Consider the following 14,003-nt stretch of genomic DNA (forward strand, 5'->3'; position numbering starts at 1 on the left):
ATTTCGATGCGATTCGATTAATTTCGAACCGACAAATGGAATTATATAACGATCGCTCACCCTATGTCAAGCATGAGATTACTTATCTACATATCCTTTAATCTTGGCAAGTGTCTCTTCTACATTTTCTTTGGTGATGACTTTGACGCCGGAATCTATCCTTTTGTCTATGATTTCTCCGCGAATCGCTTTAACCGCTGCCTCAACTCCCAAATGGCCGATCCTATAAGGATCTTGCGCTACTTCTGCCGTTAATCCGCCTGAATTGATGGCATTCAGTCCTTCCGAAGTTCCATCAAAGCCAACAACAAGGATTTGATTTTGTTTTGCTTGCACCGCACGCAAAGCACCTAAGGCCTTTCCTCATTTGTCACGAATACGGCTTTAATATCGGCATTGGATTGAAGAATGTTTTCCATCACAGACATCGCTTTCGCTCTGTCACTATCACCAGGTTGAATGGTTACAACACGAATTCCTGCTGCTTTTAGTTCTTCCTGTGCTCCATTCGTTCGGTCATCATGAGTTTTTCCTCACTTAAATTCTTAAATTCGCTTATAATCGGTTTCATTTTTAGTTGAAGTGCTGTTTCAAAAACAAAAGCGATTCCGTTGCATAGGTGTAAATCAATTCCATCGCGGGCATCCCCTTATCGGCTTGAAACGGGTTGGGACCGGGAGCAGAGCATTCAACAACAACCATTCCGTCAAAAGCAGCTTGTTTGTAACCGGTTACAAATTCAGCAAAATTGATATGTCCTCTACCCAAGGCTTGGCGATTGCTATCTGCAACATGCAGAATCTCCAGATGGTCTTTTACCGTTAAGAATGGAGTTTTCATGTCCTTTTCTTCCATGTTCATATGGTAGGAGTCCAATAATGTTTTTACCTTGGGATGCCCCACCTCTTGCACAAATTTCAAGGCATGTTCCGCAGTATTTACAATGCAGCTTTCATAACGATTCAAAGGTTCGATGACCAGCGTGATATCCAATTCGCTCGCTTTGTCTGTTAATTGTTGAACAGAATCAACCGCCCATTTCCAATCTTCCCCCGTATTTCCCATTGGAGCTGATTTTCCTACAGCCGAAGGGCAAACAACGAGATAATTTGCTTCAACTTCTTTTGCCGCTTCGATTTGTCTTTTGAAATAGTCGATCGCGCTTTTCCGATTCGTTTCATACCGGTTTGCCAGGTCTTGTTCTTCACGAGGCCACCCTGTATCTCCAGTCAGTCCTCCGATTTCCAGAGACAACTCCTTCGAGAGGCGCAGCAGCTCTTTCCAGTTATACTCATTCACGGCTGCCCGAATTTCAATAGCGTCATAACCTGCTTGAGCTACAAATTTCATAACCTTTTCAATGGGTACATTCCCAAACGTCCAACTGCAAATCGAAAATTTCATTTGCTGTATCCCCTTTGCTTAAGTCTTCTGAAAATGTGTATTCTTTATGCGCACGTATGCGTAAACAGCAAAAAAAGATCCGGTATTGCAAGCAATGAAATCTATGCATACGTATGCGTAAATTCAAAAAAATAAACTAACTCTTGCTGCCGCATGATTCTCTGATTACTAAATTCGGAGCGATTTTCATTTTTCTTCTTTCTGCCGGCTGTTTGGCATTTAATAGTCCAACCAGTCGATCACAAGTTAACTTTGCGGTTTCTTTAATCGGTTGATGGATCGTGGTTAAATAGGGCGAAAAAAATGTACATAACTCGATATCATCGTAGCCCACTACGGCAATGTCATTCGGCACGCGAATACCTGATTCTTTCAAGGCCGATATTGCGCCCAATGCCATTAAATCATTTTGGGCAAAGACAGCCGTAATGTCTTTTAGAACTTGTATATTTTCTTTGATCGCTTGATAACCCGATTTAAACGTGCTATCGCCAAAAAACAAGAGCTTTTCATGAAATGCGAGATGATTATCATGCAAAGCCGCTTTAAATCCTTCCGTTCGTAAAGCAAACTCATCTCCTTCGATGTTCGCGGAAACACACAGTATGTTTTTGTGTCCAAGCTTGCTCAGGTGATCAGAGGCTAGATATCCTCCTTGAAACTGATCAACATAAATAAAATCCACTTCTTTCGATTGATAAGCTCCGGGGAGATATTTGCAAAAGACGTAAGGGACATCCGATTTTTCTAAAAAATTTACCGTTTCATCATCTAGATCCGGCTGCATGATCACAAGCCCATCCACTTTTTTGGCTGCAATTAATTTCTTGATATTGTTTTGTTTCGTGAATCTGTTTTCGAAAAAGGATACGATCACGTCAAATTCCATTCGTTCCAAGCTTTCAATAATTCCATCCTGCCAAGACTTTGTATGCACATCAAAGCCGTATCCAGCTAAAATCTTAGGTAAGATCACAGCAATCGTGCCAGTTTTGTTCGTGATTAAACTTCTTGCGCTTGCATTGAATTGAAAGCCGTTTTCTTCGGCAATCTTCATAATCCTCTTCTTTGTTTCCTCTGAAATCATGGGGCTATTATTTAAGCATCGGGATACGATGGATTGACTTACATTTGCAAGTCTCGCAATATCCTTTGTCGTGATGGACATACTCCTCTCCCTTCCAATTTAAAAGTGCGCATACGTATGCATAAAAGGATAAGGTAAGCGTTTTCCTCAATTGAATATTATTTTATCTTAATATTTTCCGTTTTTCAGTTATTTTATTGAACCAATAAAAAAAGCCTGCTGAGATTTTCTCAACAGGCCTCGGTCTCTCCAACTAAGTCAGAAAGTAAATTTACATCTTAGGATGCGGTCGAGAGGACTCGAACCTCCACGGCTGTTACACCACTAGAACCTGAATCTAGCGCGTCTGCCAATTCCGCCACGACCGCATATTTTCCTGCCTTGAACTGGTTGGCCGAAAGCCGATCCTTCAAGGGGACAAGAAGTATCATACCATCGTTCAACTCTGAAGTCAAACATTTTATGCATAATATTTTTTTACAAATCATAATATGATACAATTTGTATTGATTAACGATATAATGTTACATATAGTATCATATCCCAAATGAAATCAGGTGATTGCAGTTGAAACGTTGGAAGCTCTGCGTGCTTACCGTTGTCGTATTCGCAGAGGCTGGCCTCGGACTGCTGTACCGGTATCTGGAGCCCGCCCGCCATTTTGAAATGAAAACCCATCCGGTTGTTGCCGCACCCTCCGTGGCCGTCTCCACAGATCTTCCGAGCCGTTCCATGCTTCTACCGGACAATCCGACAACTGTCGAGCCTTCAAACGCTTCAGCGGCTCTCCCCGCCGACATGCCAGTACAACACGCAAACCCGAACGAATCGACTGTCTTTAACGCACTGGTACTCGGATTGGACACGACCAGCGGCCAAACCGCACGGACGGACGTCATTCTTCTCGCTCATGTCGTTCCCGCCGAGAAAAAGGTCCATCTCGTTTCCGTTCCGCGGGATACCCGCGTCCCGCTCCCGGGAATCGGTTTAACGAAAATAAACCATGCGCATTTCGTGGCTGAAATGGATGGCGGCAAGAAATCGGGAACCGAAGCAGCGATTCAAGCCGTGAGCGACTTGCTGCAGATTCCGGTTCATTATTATGTCAAGACGAATTTTGCCGGATTCGTCACCTTCATCGATACAATCGGAGGCATTGACGTAGATATTCCCCAAGACATGTGGCTGTCCATGACCCGCAAGCCGCTGGAAGCGGGAAGCCGGCATTTGGACGGTTTAACCGCCCTCGCTTTCGTCAGGGAACGGTATTCGCTGGAGGATGGCGATTTCGGAAGACAGGCGGACCAAATGAAAGTGATGCGGGCCGTCGTACAAAAGCTGCTGGCGCCGGAGAAATTAACCGAGCTTCCGGGGCTTCTCAAGCAGGCCAAAAAAGAGCTGGTCGACACGAACCTGACCGACAGCGATCTCATCAGCCTCGCTTGGCTGTTCAAGGACATGAAAAGTCAGGACATCAAATATATGCAAATTCCCGGCAAATCCGTTGTAGCTGCGGATCCGCTTGTTCGTTCTCCTCTCTGGTACTGGGAACCAGATAAGGAACGGCTGAAGGAGCTGGTCCGCGAAAACCTGCGCTGATGCAGCGGAACAGAGAAGCGTGGCAAGCGCTTCCTTAACCGGCTAGCCATTTGCGCACCAGCCATATGATCACCGCCCATATCGGCAGCGTCAGGACGACGCCGATCACGGTTCCTTTCAATGCCGAGCCTTGCTTCACACGGCACCGCCTCCCCAAGGTTATGGTAGAACCCATTGTATGCCGCATAGCGGCAGATCATGACTTGTCCGGTCAATGACATAGTTTTGCCGATGCGCCATATACTTTCCTACAGGAGGGATCGATATTATGGTGCTGCTGCAGATCTTGGGAGGCATTTTGCTCGCTTTGGCGCTGTGGGGCTTGCTGAAGCTGACGCTCAAAGCGCTGCTGTGGGTCCTTGGCGGCGCATTTCTTCTGGGAATCGTATTTCCCGGCCTGCTGCTTTTGCTGGGCGGTCTTGTGTTCGTCATGATCAGCCTCCTGGCGACGCTAGGGCTGCTGCTATTGTTGTCCGCCTTCCGGTCATGATGCAGCGGTCAGATTATCAGCCTTCCTCGTAAGCCCGGATCGCCCGCTCGGCCCATCGTTTAAGCTCCTCCGAGCTTTCCTGCCGCGGAACGTCGAACACATGCGTATCCGCACCATGCCCTTCCTTATTCCGCAGCCATACTTCGCCTGACGCCCCGCCGTTTTCCGGACGAATCCGCAGCAAGTAATGAGGCTGCAAAAACAGCTCGGCTTCCTTGAAATGCTGTTCTTGGTCCATATACTTCCCTCTTTTATGCTATGATGTGTTTACCATAACCCAATTCGGGCGGACTCATACCCAACCTCCCATTCGCTTCAGGCACTGCGCAGCGGATCGCTTCGTTGCCTCGTAGACCGTTCGGCCGACCGCATAGCCTAACCGGGTCGCCGTTCCCGCATACCGGTAAGCTTCGCCTTGCTGCGTCGCCGCAATAAGGATCGCATCGGTCGTCGTACCGGTAGCGGTCTGTCCCTCTTCTTCCAGAAGAATATTCAAATCCTGAAGGGCCGCCGTTTTTGCCTCCGTCGCGGTAATGACGGCATTGACGAACGCCGCGTCCGTCAATCGCCCTTCGATCACCAGCACCGTATTGATCGTACCCGGGAATAACGACGAAACGTCGCACGTCTTGCCTGCTCTCGCCTTGTTGCTTAGCCCTGCAGTCACCCATGCGCATACGTCCGTCCCCCCGGGAAGACGAAGATACTCGTGCCCGAAATCCGCCAAGCTCGCCGCCGTCAGCAGCGCTGCCGTCTGTTGCGGATCGAGCCCTTTTTCCGTCATAAATGCATTCATTTCGGCCAGCGGATCGTCCGAGGCATACTGCTTGGGCACCTGCCTGTTCATTAAGCGGCGGAAGTCCCCGAACCCTTCCCCCCACATGGAGGAATTCAGCGTCCGCAGCGGCCGTTCGCTCTCGATCAGAAAGTAGCTTTCATATCCGCGGTCCGCGAAGCCGAACCGGAAGCCGGCCAATGGAACGTCCGAATAGACAAGCTCGTCCGTGTAACGGCGGAAAGCGGGCGGCTCCGGGGTCATGACGGCTCCTCCTCAAAAAGCTCGACGCGCGGCTCCTGAAAAGGCTGAAAATGATAGCTGCGATCCAGTTTTACGATACGGCGGTTCTGCTTGCGGATCATCACCGAATGGTCGTCCCACGCAACCACGATGCCTTTAACGTCGTTCGCCTTGTCCGCATCGCGCACGACGCGCAGCAGTGTCCCCTGAACGCGGTATTCGTCCAATTGTTCGTCTGAAATCAAGGTAATTCCCCCAATCTTTATTTGAAAATGTTGCTTCCTTTTAAGCTGGTTATGTAATAAGAATACATCATTTGGGGGATACAATAAACATCGTCAGCAGGGTGCGCGGATGGGAGGAACGGATACGTCATGGAAAAGAAACCATACTATATCGCTGTCGGAAGCGGCGAAATTCTGGAGCCGGAAGATGTGACAGGCAATTTCGAGTTTGAAATTCTGGCCACGGAAGAAGAGGTCGACCAGCTGCAGGAAGTATTCGAGGAGCTTGCGATGAACGAAGAGGATACGGCCGTGCGCGCGATGATTCCTTTCCGGGAATACCACTTGGATAAAGAAAACGATGTGTACGACTGGAACTTGACGGAGCTGTACCGGATGCTTCACGAGCTCGGCACGCCGGATACGAAAAGGCATATCGAAGCGATGAACGTGCTGCCGCCGCAATAACCGCTGTCCCGTGAGCAATTCGCTTCCACAACAAAAGAACCTGTACTGCGGACGCAAGCCCGGTACAGGTTCGATTTATAATTAGGGACAACGTTATCCTACATGCTCCTTGGTATCGTTCGTTTCGAACCAATAATCGAGCACTTTGCTGGACATGACGCGTTTGTTGATGTAGTCCACTTGCTGCTGCGAGAATTGCTGTTCCCACTCGACGTCCAGCTCTTTGCAAAGCTTTACGACGGTCAGCAGCTCGGACCAAGCCACATAGCGTTTGTACCAAAAAAATTGAGGATGCTCAATCATATAGGGATACAGATCGTCAAAATCCGTATGTTTACAATCTAGGGCACGTTCGAAGTGTACTTTCGCCTCATTCAATTTGGTCACGAAAAAATCTGCCGGAATTTCTTTCCCCATGCAAGTAGCACCTCCCCATCTTTGTCATTCGCCAACCGGCCGAAAATCCAATTTCGTATTGTTCAGCCTACGATCCATTATAAAGGAAAAAGCGGACAGATGGAAGGCTTAGCGAGCAGAAAGACAAATGTTGCTATTCGAACCGGATCTCCCCGCCTGCAAGCGATGCGATCTTCACCAGCGACTCCACCCGCACGCCGGACTCGCGGATCGTGCGTCCTCCGGCTTGAAACGATTTCTCCACGGCGATCCCAAGACCGAGCAGCACAGCTCCCGAACGGCGAATGATCCGGATCAGTCCCCGTGCCGCATCGCCGTTGGCGATAAAATCGTCGATCAGCACGACGCGGTCTTTTTCGTCCAGAAACTCCTTCGATACCATAATATCCGTGACAATGCCTTTCGTAAACGATGGCACGCGCTCGCAGTACGTTTCCGTCTCGGTGTTGAGCGACTTTTTGCGCCGGGCGAATACGAGCGGCACGTTCAATTCCTGTGCGGCTGCGAATGCGATCGGTATGCCGGACGATTCGATCGTTAAAATTTTCGTAACGTTCTCGTCACGGTATAAACGCGCGAACTCCCGTCCCATGGCCGTAGTCAATGCCGGATCGACCGCATGGTTCAGAATCGCATCCAGCTTGATCACCTCGTCCGACAGAATCACGCCCACTTCCCTGATCTTTTGTTTCAATAATTCCATTCTTCCACGCCTCCGCTCTTTCATTTCCCTGTTCCCGTAAAACTTAACATAACGGCAAACTAGGTTTCAAGTATCATCTTTTACGGAATTCGAAACAAAGATGCAACTTTTTGCTTCGAAGCATCGTCTAATGGGTATAACACAAGAAAGAATGTCTACCCGGACGAAAATGAAGCTTTGAAAATGAAATTCCCGGATTTTCATAGCAATCGGCGGAGATTTGGGCATTTTTACTCTTTGTGAAGAGGCCGGGTACACGGTATGATTTAAAGAGGTTACAGCCAAATTGTAACACGGAAAGGAAGCTCATGATGAACACAAAGAGAGCCTTCATCGGAATCTTGTCCGTTATATTGATCATGATGATGGTAACAACGGGGTGCAAAACCAAACAAGCGGCGGAGCCGACGCCTGCCCAGCCTAAAGAAACGGTACCGGATACAACGGCCATCGCGCCGTCGGAAACGTCCTTGCCTCAGAACGAGACGATTACGAATCCGTCCGTCCCTTCTCCCGCGACACCGGCGGGAAATCAGGCCGATAAAGTGTCGCTCGCAAGCGCCGACAAAGGCGACAAGGACAAAGGAGAGGGCGAGCAGACTCCTCCGGCCGCGAAGCCCAATGCGCAAACGAAGCCGAAGATCGAAATCAAGTCGCCGTATACGCAGGCCAAGCCGACCTTGCTGGGCTTGACGCTCAAAACGAGCGCCGCGGAAATTACCGAGAAATTCGGCAAGCCAAAAGAGCAATTCGTGATGGAGGATGACGCCGATCCGATTACGGTGTACGATTACACCGATTTCCTCGTCGGCTTCGACAAGCAGAATCAGCTGCATTTTGTCGATGTCCGAAGCGCTGACGTCAACCCGGGCTTGAACGGCCTCAAGCTCGGCGACCCGGTAGAGGAAGTGACCAAAGCGCTCGGCAAGCCGGATTCGAACACCAGCTTCGTCCTTACGTATAAAGCGACCGGAGCGGTGCTGAAGCTGGATATCGACCCGAAATCGCAGAAGGTCAATTCGATCAAATTGTTCGCGGAATAGCATCAATTGCAAAAAAACCTTGACAGAAGCCTTCTGTCAAGGTTTTTTCATGTGCGGGTCAAGGTCCGCTTGCGGTACCGCCAGTAAAAATAAGCGATAACGATAACAAGAATGACCAGGATCGCGATGGTTATTCCCATGTAGCGGTGAGCGACCTCTATAATATGCGGAGCGTTAATCCCGATGACGTGACCCAGAGTGAGAAACGATACGCACCAGACTAGGCCCCCCGCTCCTGCGTACAGGAGATACCGCCAAAATCCGACATTGCTGACGCCGGCCAAGTAGCATGTAAAGTGTCGTACCCCCGGCACGTAATACCCGAAAGTGACGGCCCACATGCCGTACTTGTGAAACCAGCCCTCCGCTACGCCAAGCCTCTCGGGTGTCAGCTTGACCCATTTTCCGTACTTATAAAGAAACGGCTTGCCTACGGTCCGGCCCAAAAAATAACTGATCAGCATGCCTGTCATGGACCCGCTGAAGCAAACGGCGAGCGAAGTGCCGTAATCCAGCAGCGGATCCGGTCCTACCGTAAGCGAGCCTACGGTCGTCATTAATATTTCATCCGGCACAGGAACGCCAACAATGCCAAGCGCAAGCAAACCGTAAAGAGCTATATACCCATATTGATCAATCATCTGCAAAAGTTGCTCCACCTTCACACGCTCCAGCCAAATAATTTCAGATTATGTCGAATGCCGGTCGAATCCTTTATCATTGTATCAGAATTCGCCCGTTAACCCAAGAACAAGCTCCGTCACAAACAAAAAGTCATGAGGCTTGGCCCCTTCTCATAGGTTGTATCATAAAGGAAGGGGGACTTGCGAGCGAATGAGAAAATGGGGGAGCATTCTGCAGGTCAGCTTCACCTATGTAGGCACCGTTGTGGGCGCCGGGTTCGCGACCGGGCAGGAAATCATCCAGTTCTTCACCCGCTACGGCTGGATGGCGACCTTCACCATCGGCATCGCCAGCGCCTTGTTTATATGGCTGGGCATCAAGCTGATGCTGCTGGCCCACGATACCCGCGCCAAATCTTACGAAGATCTCAACAGGCTGTTATTCGGGAATACCGTCGGAAACGGCGTCAGCCTGTTCACTTTGGTGGCGCTGTTCGGCGTATCGACGGTCATGCTGGCCGGGGCGGGATCGGTTTTCGCCGAGCATTTGAGGCTGCCTCTTCAGTCGGGGCTGCTTTTTACCCTGCTGCTGGCGTACCTCCTTCTCATCCGGGGAATGAAGGCGATCATGGCCGTAAACTCCGTCATCGTCCCGCTCATGATCGGCTTCAGCTGCATTGCCGTATGGGTTACTTGGGATACGCCCGGATCCGGCAATTGGCTTCACATGGAGTCGGATTATTCCGCCCAGCGCATATGGTTCGCCCCGCTCCTCTACGCAGCGTTTAATCTCACCATGGCTCAAGCGGTGCTCGTACCGCTTGGGGCTCAGATCCAAGACCGGGCGGTGCTGTATTGGGGAGGCGTCTGGGGTGGAATCGGCATCGGGGCCATGCTGCTGGCCGGTCATTATGCGCTGTCCGCCCAAATGCCGGGAATCGCGCAGTTCGACATCCCGATGGGGCACCTGATTCACGGACTCGGCCCGCTCCTGCAGCTTCCGTTCATTCTGGTCATCTATGGGGAAATATTCACAACCCTGCTGGCCGACGTTTACGGCTTGGCGCTGCAGATCGAGCAGCGGAGCTCCTTGTCTTATCAAATCGTCGTACCGCTCCTGCTTGCGCTCGGCTATGTGGTAAGTCAAATCGGCTTCAAAACGCTGATCTCCTCGCTCTATCCGTTACTGGGCCTGCTCAGCATGGCTTGGATGGTCCTGATGATCTGGCGCAGGCAGCGGCCGTTCGGAACGAACTGACGCAATCGTCAGAGCAAGCCGGACGAGCATCATAAGCATGCCGGCCAGCGTAAAGACAAAGCCGCACAGCAGGTATGCGAAATGATAGGGCGGGTATTGCTCCGCATCCCGCAGGACGGCAAGCAGATCCGTAAACAAAAACAAGCTGCCGACCAGAAACAATGCAAGCAGCGCATAATCGAAATACGTCCAACGGGCTAAAAACGGCCCGGCCTCCCGGACCAAAGAAGCGGATAAGGACGGCTGATTTTCCGGCCGTTCTTTCGTCAGGACCGCGGCCTCCGGAGTAACCGTATCGCAAGCATCCGCCGTCTCCGAAGCGGATGAAGCCGCAGCTTGGGCTCGCGAATAGACGGTCCAGGCCAGCAACACGGCCGATCCCGTCACGACAAGCCCAATCGCCCCGCCGAGCCAGGCAAGCATCGTCATCATGTGTCAACACCTCGTTTATTCGTCTTATCGGGCATGTCGGGCAAGCTCGTAGGCCATCCATAAAAACAACGCAAACAGCACAACCGGCATCGCCAAAACGGCAACTTGCAGCGTCCGATGTCCCGGCGAAGGCGCTTTGCGCCATAGATAGCTGCGGTTCCACCGCTGCATTGGGGATTCCTGGATGAGAGACAGGTCCGGTGTATCTCCGGATGCCGCATCCGGAGGCCGCCGTCCGTTCGGAACGATGCTGCCGCGCTTCCAGCCGACCCGGTATGTAATTTCACGCGGTGCGCGCTCTTCAGGCTTCATTCCCGTACCTCCCCTCTAAATGGGTTTTGCTTATTTGCCTATTATATAGCTTCCTGACAACGCAGGCTATGTCATTTTGTACTCCCGAACGAATCTTTCCAGGGGATGTACTTTTGACTATGATTTAGACAAATTATATGTTATAAGTTAAGCTTCTTATCGAAGCCTTTTCAAGGAAGATCCATTCGTGTCTTAGAGGAAGCAGAAGGTGTACATCGCTCTCGCGCTTTAGTGAATTCTTAAGAAGAAAAAGCAACGGTTCTTTTACGGAGGTGAGCATATGCGAAAAGTGGCAGCCGTGACGGGCGGCGCGCAAGGAATCGGCAAGGCGGTCGCACTGGAATTCGTGAAGGCCGGTTACGAGGTCTCTGTCGCCGATACCGATAAGAAAGCCGGCATGGAACTCATGGAGCAGGTCCGCAGCCTCGGCGGCAAAGGCATGTTCCTGCCTGTGGACGTGGCGGAGGAAGCGGAAGTGGAACGATGGTTCAAGCTGATGCTGGAGGATTTCGGCCGAGTCGACGTCCTTGTGAACAATGCCGGGATCGGGATGAACGGCCCTATGCTGGAGCTGCCGCTGGAGTCGTTTGACCGGGTGCTGAAGGTAAACCTGCGCGGCGCGTTCGTCTGCTCGCAGCAGGCGGCCCGGGCGATGAAGCGGCAGGGCGGCGGCATCATTCTGAACATTGCCTCCACACGGGCGCTGATGTCCGAAGCGGACACCGAAGCCTATTCCGCTTCCAAAGGCGGTCTGCTGGCGCTGACCCATGCGATGGCCGTCAGCCTCGGTCCGTACGGCATCCGCGTGAATGCCGTAAGCCCCGGCTGGATCGAGACCGCCGACTGGCAAAAAGCTTCCAAGCGGCGCGTTCCCGTACACAGCGAACGGGACCGTCGGCAGCATCCGGCCGGACGTGTCGGAACCCCGTTGGATATCGCGGCGGCCTGCCTGTATTTGGCCGGGGACGGGGGCGGATTCGTTACGGGACAAAATCTTGTGATCGACGGCGGCATGACCGTGAAAATGATTTACGAAGAGTAACTGTATGTATTCGCTTTAGAGAGAAAAGTGAGAGAACTGTACCTACGACGGGAGAATCAGACATCATGTGGTTTTTGTTTGCGGCCGCCTCGGCGCTTTGCTTCGGGCTGAGGGGCATCTTATATCAATGGACGTCGCAGCGCCCGCTCAACCGGAACCTGCTGCTGCTGGGCGTCTACGCTTCCGGCACGCTGATTGCGCTCGTGGCGGCAGCAGTTACCGGACAAGCCTGGACGAAGCCCGTGTGGATCGGTACGCTGCTCGGGCTGTTCTCGTTTATTTCCAATGCGGCGATGTATAAGGGCTACTCCGTCGGCAAAGCGTCGCTGGTAGCCATGTTTACCGGGCTTCCGCCGGTCGTGGTCGTGCTGTTCGCGTACGTGCTGTGGGGCGAAAAGCTCAATACGGCGCAGCTCGCCGCCTTTGTCGTGATCGTGGCCGGGATTTTGATGATCCGGTACTCCAACGACATTTCGCTCAAAAATTTGCAGGGCGTGCACTGGGGCGCGATAACGATGCTGTTCTTCGGCTTGACCGATCTCTCGTCCAAGCAGGCCACTCTGATCGGGGCCGCCACTTTGCCGACGCTTGCGTTGATGTACGGCACCGGTTCGCTGCTGTTTGCCGCCGCTTGGCTGCTTGAACGGAAGCAAGAGGCCTTCGCCCGGGCGGCAATCCGGGCGGGATGCGAAGAAGCCGCCGCTGGGACGGAGGCCGGGCCAGCGGAAGCAGCCGACAGCATGGTTCGCGAGGCTGCTCCTGCGAATGCGCCCGGACGCGGACCCGCGCCGGCGTTAGCCCGCGGCTGGTCCCCCGGCCGCACCTTGGTCTGGGGCATGTTCGTCGGCATAACGAACGTCTGCGGCATGATCCTTGCCATGCCGGCATTCGCCGCCGGCGTCACCGGGCTTGTGTCCGTCGTCATCGCAATGAACGTCGTACTCGTGCTCTTCTATGCCCGCTTCGGCTTGAAAGAAAAATTCAGCCGCCTCGAATCGGGCGGCCTTTTGCTTGCCTTAATCGGCATTATTGTATTACGCCTTGCGGCTTAAATACCGGACGGATGCTGCGGAAAAACGGGAAACATACGCGTCCAGCACATGCTTGTGGCACGTAAACAGCAGCAGCTGGCGGCCCTCGGACACCGTTTGCAGCAGTTCCATGCCGTATCCGAGCCGCTCGTCATCGAAATTCACGAACAAATCGTCAATGACGAGCGGCAGCCGGACCCCGGACGCCGCGTATTCGTCCGCGAGCGCGAAGCGGATGCACAAGTACATCTGCTCGGCCGTCCCCCGGCTGAGCGCGGACGCATCCAGCAGCTCGCCGTTCGCCTTCTCCGCCAACACGCGCTGCTCGCCAAGCGGCGCAATCATCCGCGTGAACCGGCCGGACGTTACCTGCTCGAAGTACCGGGAAGCCCTCTGCATCACGGAGGGCTGTTTTTCGTGCTCGTACAATCGTTTCGTCTGTGCGAACAGCGTTCCGCACATGGAAACCACCGCCCAGCGCTTCATCAGACGCCTCAGCTCGGTACGGCGTTCCTCCGCCTGCTGCAGCTTGTCGGCATGATCCCCGCCTTCGGCCAGCCGTTCGATTTCGAATCGTTTGCGGCTTTTTGCCTCGCGGCACGCTTCCAAACGCTCCCGGAGCGCATCCCGCTGTTCCGACAGACGCGTCCGCTCTTCTTCCAGCTCTCCTCCCGTGACGCTCGCCAGCCTCTCGTCGAGCGGCTTCATCCCCGCGTCTCCGACCAGCGTCCGGATGGCAAGCTCGTCCTGTCTCAGCTCTCCCAGCAGCTCCTGACGGCGGAGGTATTGGCGGTGGAGACGCCGCAGCGCCTCTTCCCCGTCGGCCCGCGCGGCGTCGAGCAGCTCCTGCCG

Annotated in this window: 19 protein-coding genes and 1 tRNA gene; 7 read left to right on the forward strand and 13 right to left on the reverse strand. The window is 52.6% G+C overall.

The window, feature by feature from the left end; genetic code table 11:
* Positions 1-78 precede the first annotated feature (78 nt).
* From PEH01S_RS32390 to PEH01S_RS32405, 4 genes are all read right to left on the reverse strand, one after another.
* A complete protein-coding gene (locus PEH01S_RS32390; protein WP_127490253.1) occupies positions 79-345 on the reverse strand; it encodes a sugar ABC transporter substrate-binding protein in 267 nt (88 codons plus the stop codon).
* A 228-nt stretch (positions 346-573) separates the two neighbouring features.
* Entirely contained in the window at positions 574-1,404 is an 831-nt protein-coding gene (locus tag PEH01S_RS32395) for a sugar phosphate isomerase/epimerase family protein (protein ID WP_127490254.1), read from the reverse strand.
* 136 nt (positions 1,405-1,540) lie between these two features.
* Positions 1,541-2,572, reverse strand: a complete 1,032-nt coding sequence (locus tag PEH01S_RS32400) for a LacI family DNA-binding transcriptional regulator (protein ID WP_127490255.1) — start codon at positions 2,570-2,572, stop codon at positions 1,541-1,543.
* A 203-nt stretch (positions 2,573-2,775) separates the two neighbouring features.
* Positions 2,776-2,859 (reverse strand) — tRNA-Leu (locus tag PEH01S_RS32405).
* 199 nt (positions 2,860-3,058) lie between these two features.
* On the opposite strand from PEH01S_RS32405, the gene PEH01S_RS32410 reads away from it, so the two are divergent.
* Both PEH01S_RS32410 and PEH01S_RS32415 read left to right on the forward strand, forming a co-directional pair.
* The gene (locus PEH01S_RS32410; RefSeq protein ID WP_127490256.1) at positions 3,059-4,090 is read left to right on the forward strand and encodes an LCP family protein; all 1,032 of its coding nucleotides are present in this window, start codon (positions 3,059-3,061) and stop codon (positions 4,088-4,090) included.
* Positions 4,091-4,358: 268 nt separating this feature from the next.
* On the forward strand, positions 4,359-4,580 hold the full coding sequence (locus tag PEH01S_RS32415; RefSeq protein ID WP_025849231.1) for a hypothetical protein: 222 nt from the start codon (positions 4,359-4,361) through the stop codon (positions 4,578-4,580).
* 16 nt (positions 4,581-4,596) lie between these two features.
* On the opposite strand, the gene PEH01S_RS32420 is transcribed toward PEH01S_RS32415, so the two are convergent.
* Genes PEH01S_RS32420 through PEH01S_RS32430 form a run of 3 tightly spaced genes read right to left on the reverse strand, consistent with a single transcriptional unit; the run spans position 4,597 to position 5,843 of the window.
* Positions 4,597-4,818 (reverse strand): hypothetical protein, encoded by a 222-nt coding sequence (locus PEH01S_RS32420; protein ID WP_025849232.1) that lies wholly within the window; start codon positions 4,816-4,818, stop codon positions 4,597-4,599.
* 54 nt (positions 4,819-4,872) lie between these two features.
* Complete coding sequence (locus PEH01S_RS32425; RefSeq protein ID WP_025849233.1) at positions 4,873-5,619, reverse strand: adenosylcobinamide amidohydrolase; 747 nt, start codon at positions 5,617-5,619, stop codon at positions 4,873-4,875.
* Positions 5,616-5,843: a hypothetical protein gene (locus PEH01S_RS32430; RefSeq protein WP_025849234.1), complete on the reverse strand. Its 228-nt coding sequence runs from the start codon at positions 5,841-5,843 to the stop codon at positions 5,616-5,618. Before PEH01S_RS32430 ends, PEH01S_RS32425 begins: the two co-directional genes overlap by 4 nt.
* 129 nt (positions 5,844-5,972) lie before the next feature.
* On the opposite strand from PEH01S_RS32430, the gene PEH01S_RS32435 reads away from it, so the two are divergent.
* Positions 5,973-6,290, forward strand: coding sequence for a hypothetical protein (locus tag PEH01S_RS32435; protein ID WP_127490257.1), 318 nt, complete (start codon positions 5,973-5,975; stop codon positions 6,288-6,290).
* Between the two features lie 93 nt (positions 6,291-6,383).
* On the opposite strand, the gene PEH01S_RS32440 is transcribed toward PEH01S_RS32435, so the two are convergent.
* Together PEH01S_RS32440 and PEH01S_RS32445 are read right to left on the reverse strand one after the other, a co-directional pair.
* Positions 6,384-6,707: a hypothetical protein gene (locus tag PEH01S_RS32440; RefSeq protein ID WP_025849236.1), complete on the reverse strand. Its 324-nt coding sequence runs from the start codon at positions 6,705-6,707 to the stop codon at positions 6,384-6,386.
* Between the two features lie 133 nt (positions 6,708-6,840).
* On the reverse strand, positions 6,841-7,410 hold the full coding sequence (locus PEH01S_RS32445) for a xanthine phosphoribosyltransferase (RefSeq protein ID WP_025849237.1): 570 nt from the start codon (positions 7,408-7,410) through the stop codon (positions 6,841-6,843).
* 311 nt (positions 7,411-7,721) lie between these two features.
* On the opposite strand from PEH01S_RS32445, the gene PEH01S_RS32450 reads away from it, so the two are divergent.
* Complete coding sequence (locus PEH01S_RS32450; protein ID WP_025849238.1) at positions 7,722-8,453, forward strand: DUF4309 domain-containing protein; 732 nt, start codon at positions 7,722-7,724, stop codon at positions 8,451-8,453.
* Between the two features lie 47 nt (positions 8,454-8,500).
* Here the strand turns inward: PEH01S_RS32450 and PEH01S_RS32455 are convergent, their stop codons facing one another.
* Positions 8,501-9,112, reverse strand: a complete 612-nt coding sequence (locus PEH01S_RS32455) for a DedA family protein (protein ID WP_025849239.1) — start codon at positions 9,110-9,112, stop codon at positions 8,501-8,503.
* Between the two features lie 175 nt (positions 9,113-9,287).
* Here PEH01S_RS32455 and PEH01S_RS32460 point away from each other — a divergent pair, with 175 nt between their 5' ends.
* Positions 9,288-10,334 (forward strand): YkvI family membrane protein, encoded by a 1,047-nt coding sequence (locus PEH01S_RS32460; RefSeq protein WP_025849240.1) that lies wholly within the window; start codon positions 9,288-9,290, stop codon positions 10,332-10,334.
* Here the strand turns inward: PEH01S_RS32460 and PEH01S_RS32465 are convergent.
* Positions 10,260-10,766 carry a hypothetical protein gene (locus tag PEH01S_RS32465; protein ID WP_025849241.1) on the reverse strand — a complete coding sequence of 169 codons (507 nt, stop codon included), beginning with the start codon at positions 10,764-10,766 and terminating at the stop codon, positions 10,260-10,262. The two genes, PEH01S_RS32460 and PEH01S_RS32465, sit on opposite strands and share 75 nt — an antisense overlap.
* 24 nt (positions 10,767-10,790) lie before the next feature.
* Positions 10,791-11,078 (reverse strand): hypothetical protein, encoded by a 288-nt coding sequence (locus PEH01S_RS32470; protein WP_025849242.1) that lies wholly within the window; start codon positions 11,076-11,078, stop codon positions 10,791-10,793.
* Positions 11,079-11,358: 280 nt separating this feature from the next.
* Between PEH01S_RS32470 and PEH01S_RS32475 the strand changes: the two genes are divergently transcribed.
* A complete protein-coding gene (locus PEH01S_RS32475; RefSeq protein ID WP_025849243.1) occupies positions 11,359-12,120 on the forward strand; it encodes a glucose 1-dehydrogenase in 762 nt (253 codons plus the stop codon).
* A 65-nt stretch (positions 12,121-12,185) separates the two neighbouring features.
* The gene (locus tag PEH01S_RS32480; RefSeq protein WP_025849244.1) at positions 12,186-13,172 is read left to right on the forward strand and encodes an EamA family transporter; all 987 of its coding nucleotides are present in this window, start codon (positions 12,186-12,188) and stop codon (positions 13,170-13,172) included.
* On the opposite strand, the gene PEH01S_RS34925 is transcribed toward PEH01S_RS32480, so the two are convergent.
* A partial coding sequence (locus tag PEH01S_RS34925; protein WP_407669517.1) for an ATP-binding protein occupies positions 13,155-14,003 on the reverse strand: 849 nt, incomplete at its 5' end. The genes PEH01S_RS32480 and PEH01S_RS34925 overlap by 18 nt on opposite strands.

The organism is Paenibacillus ehimensis NBRC 15659 (genome assembly GCF_004000785.1).
In the GTDB taxonomy this organism is placed as follows: Bacteria; Bacillota; Bacilli; order Paenibacillales; family NBRC-103111; genus Paenibacillus_G; species Paenibacillus_G ehimensis.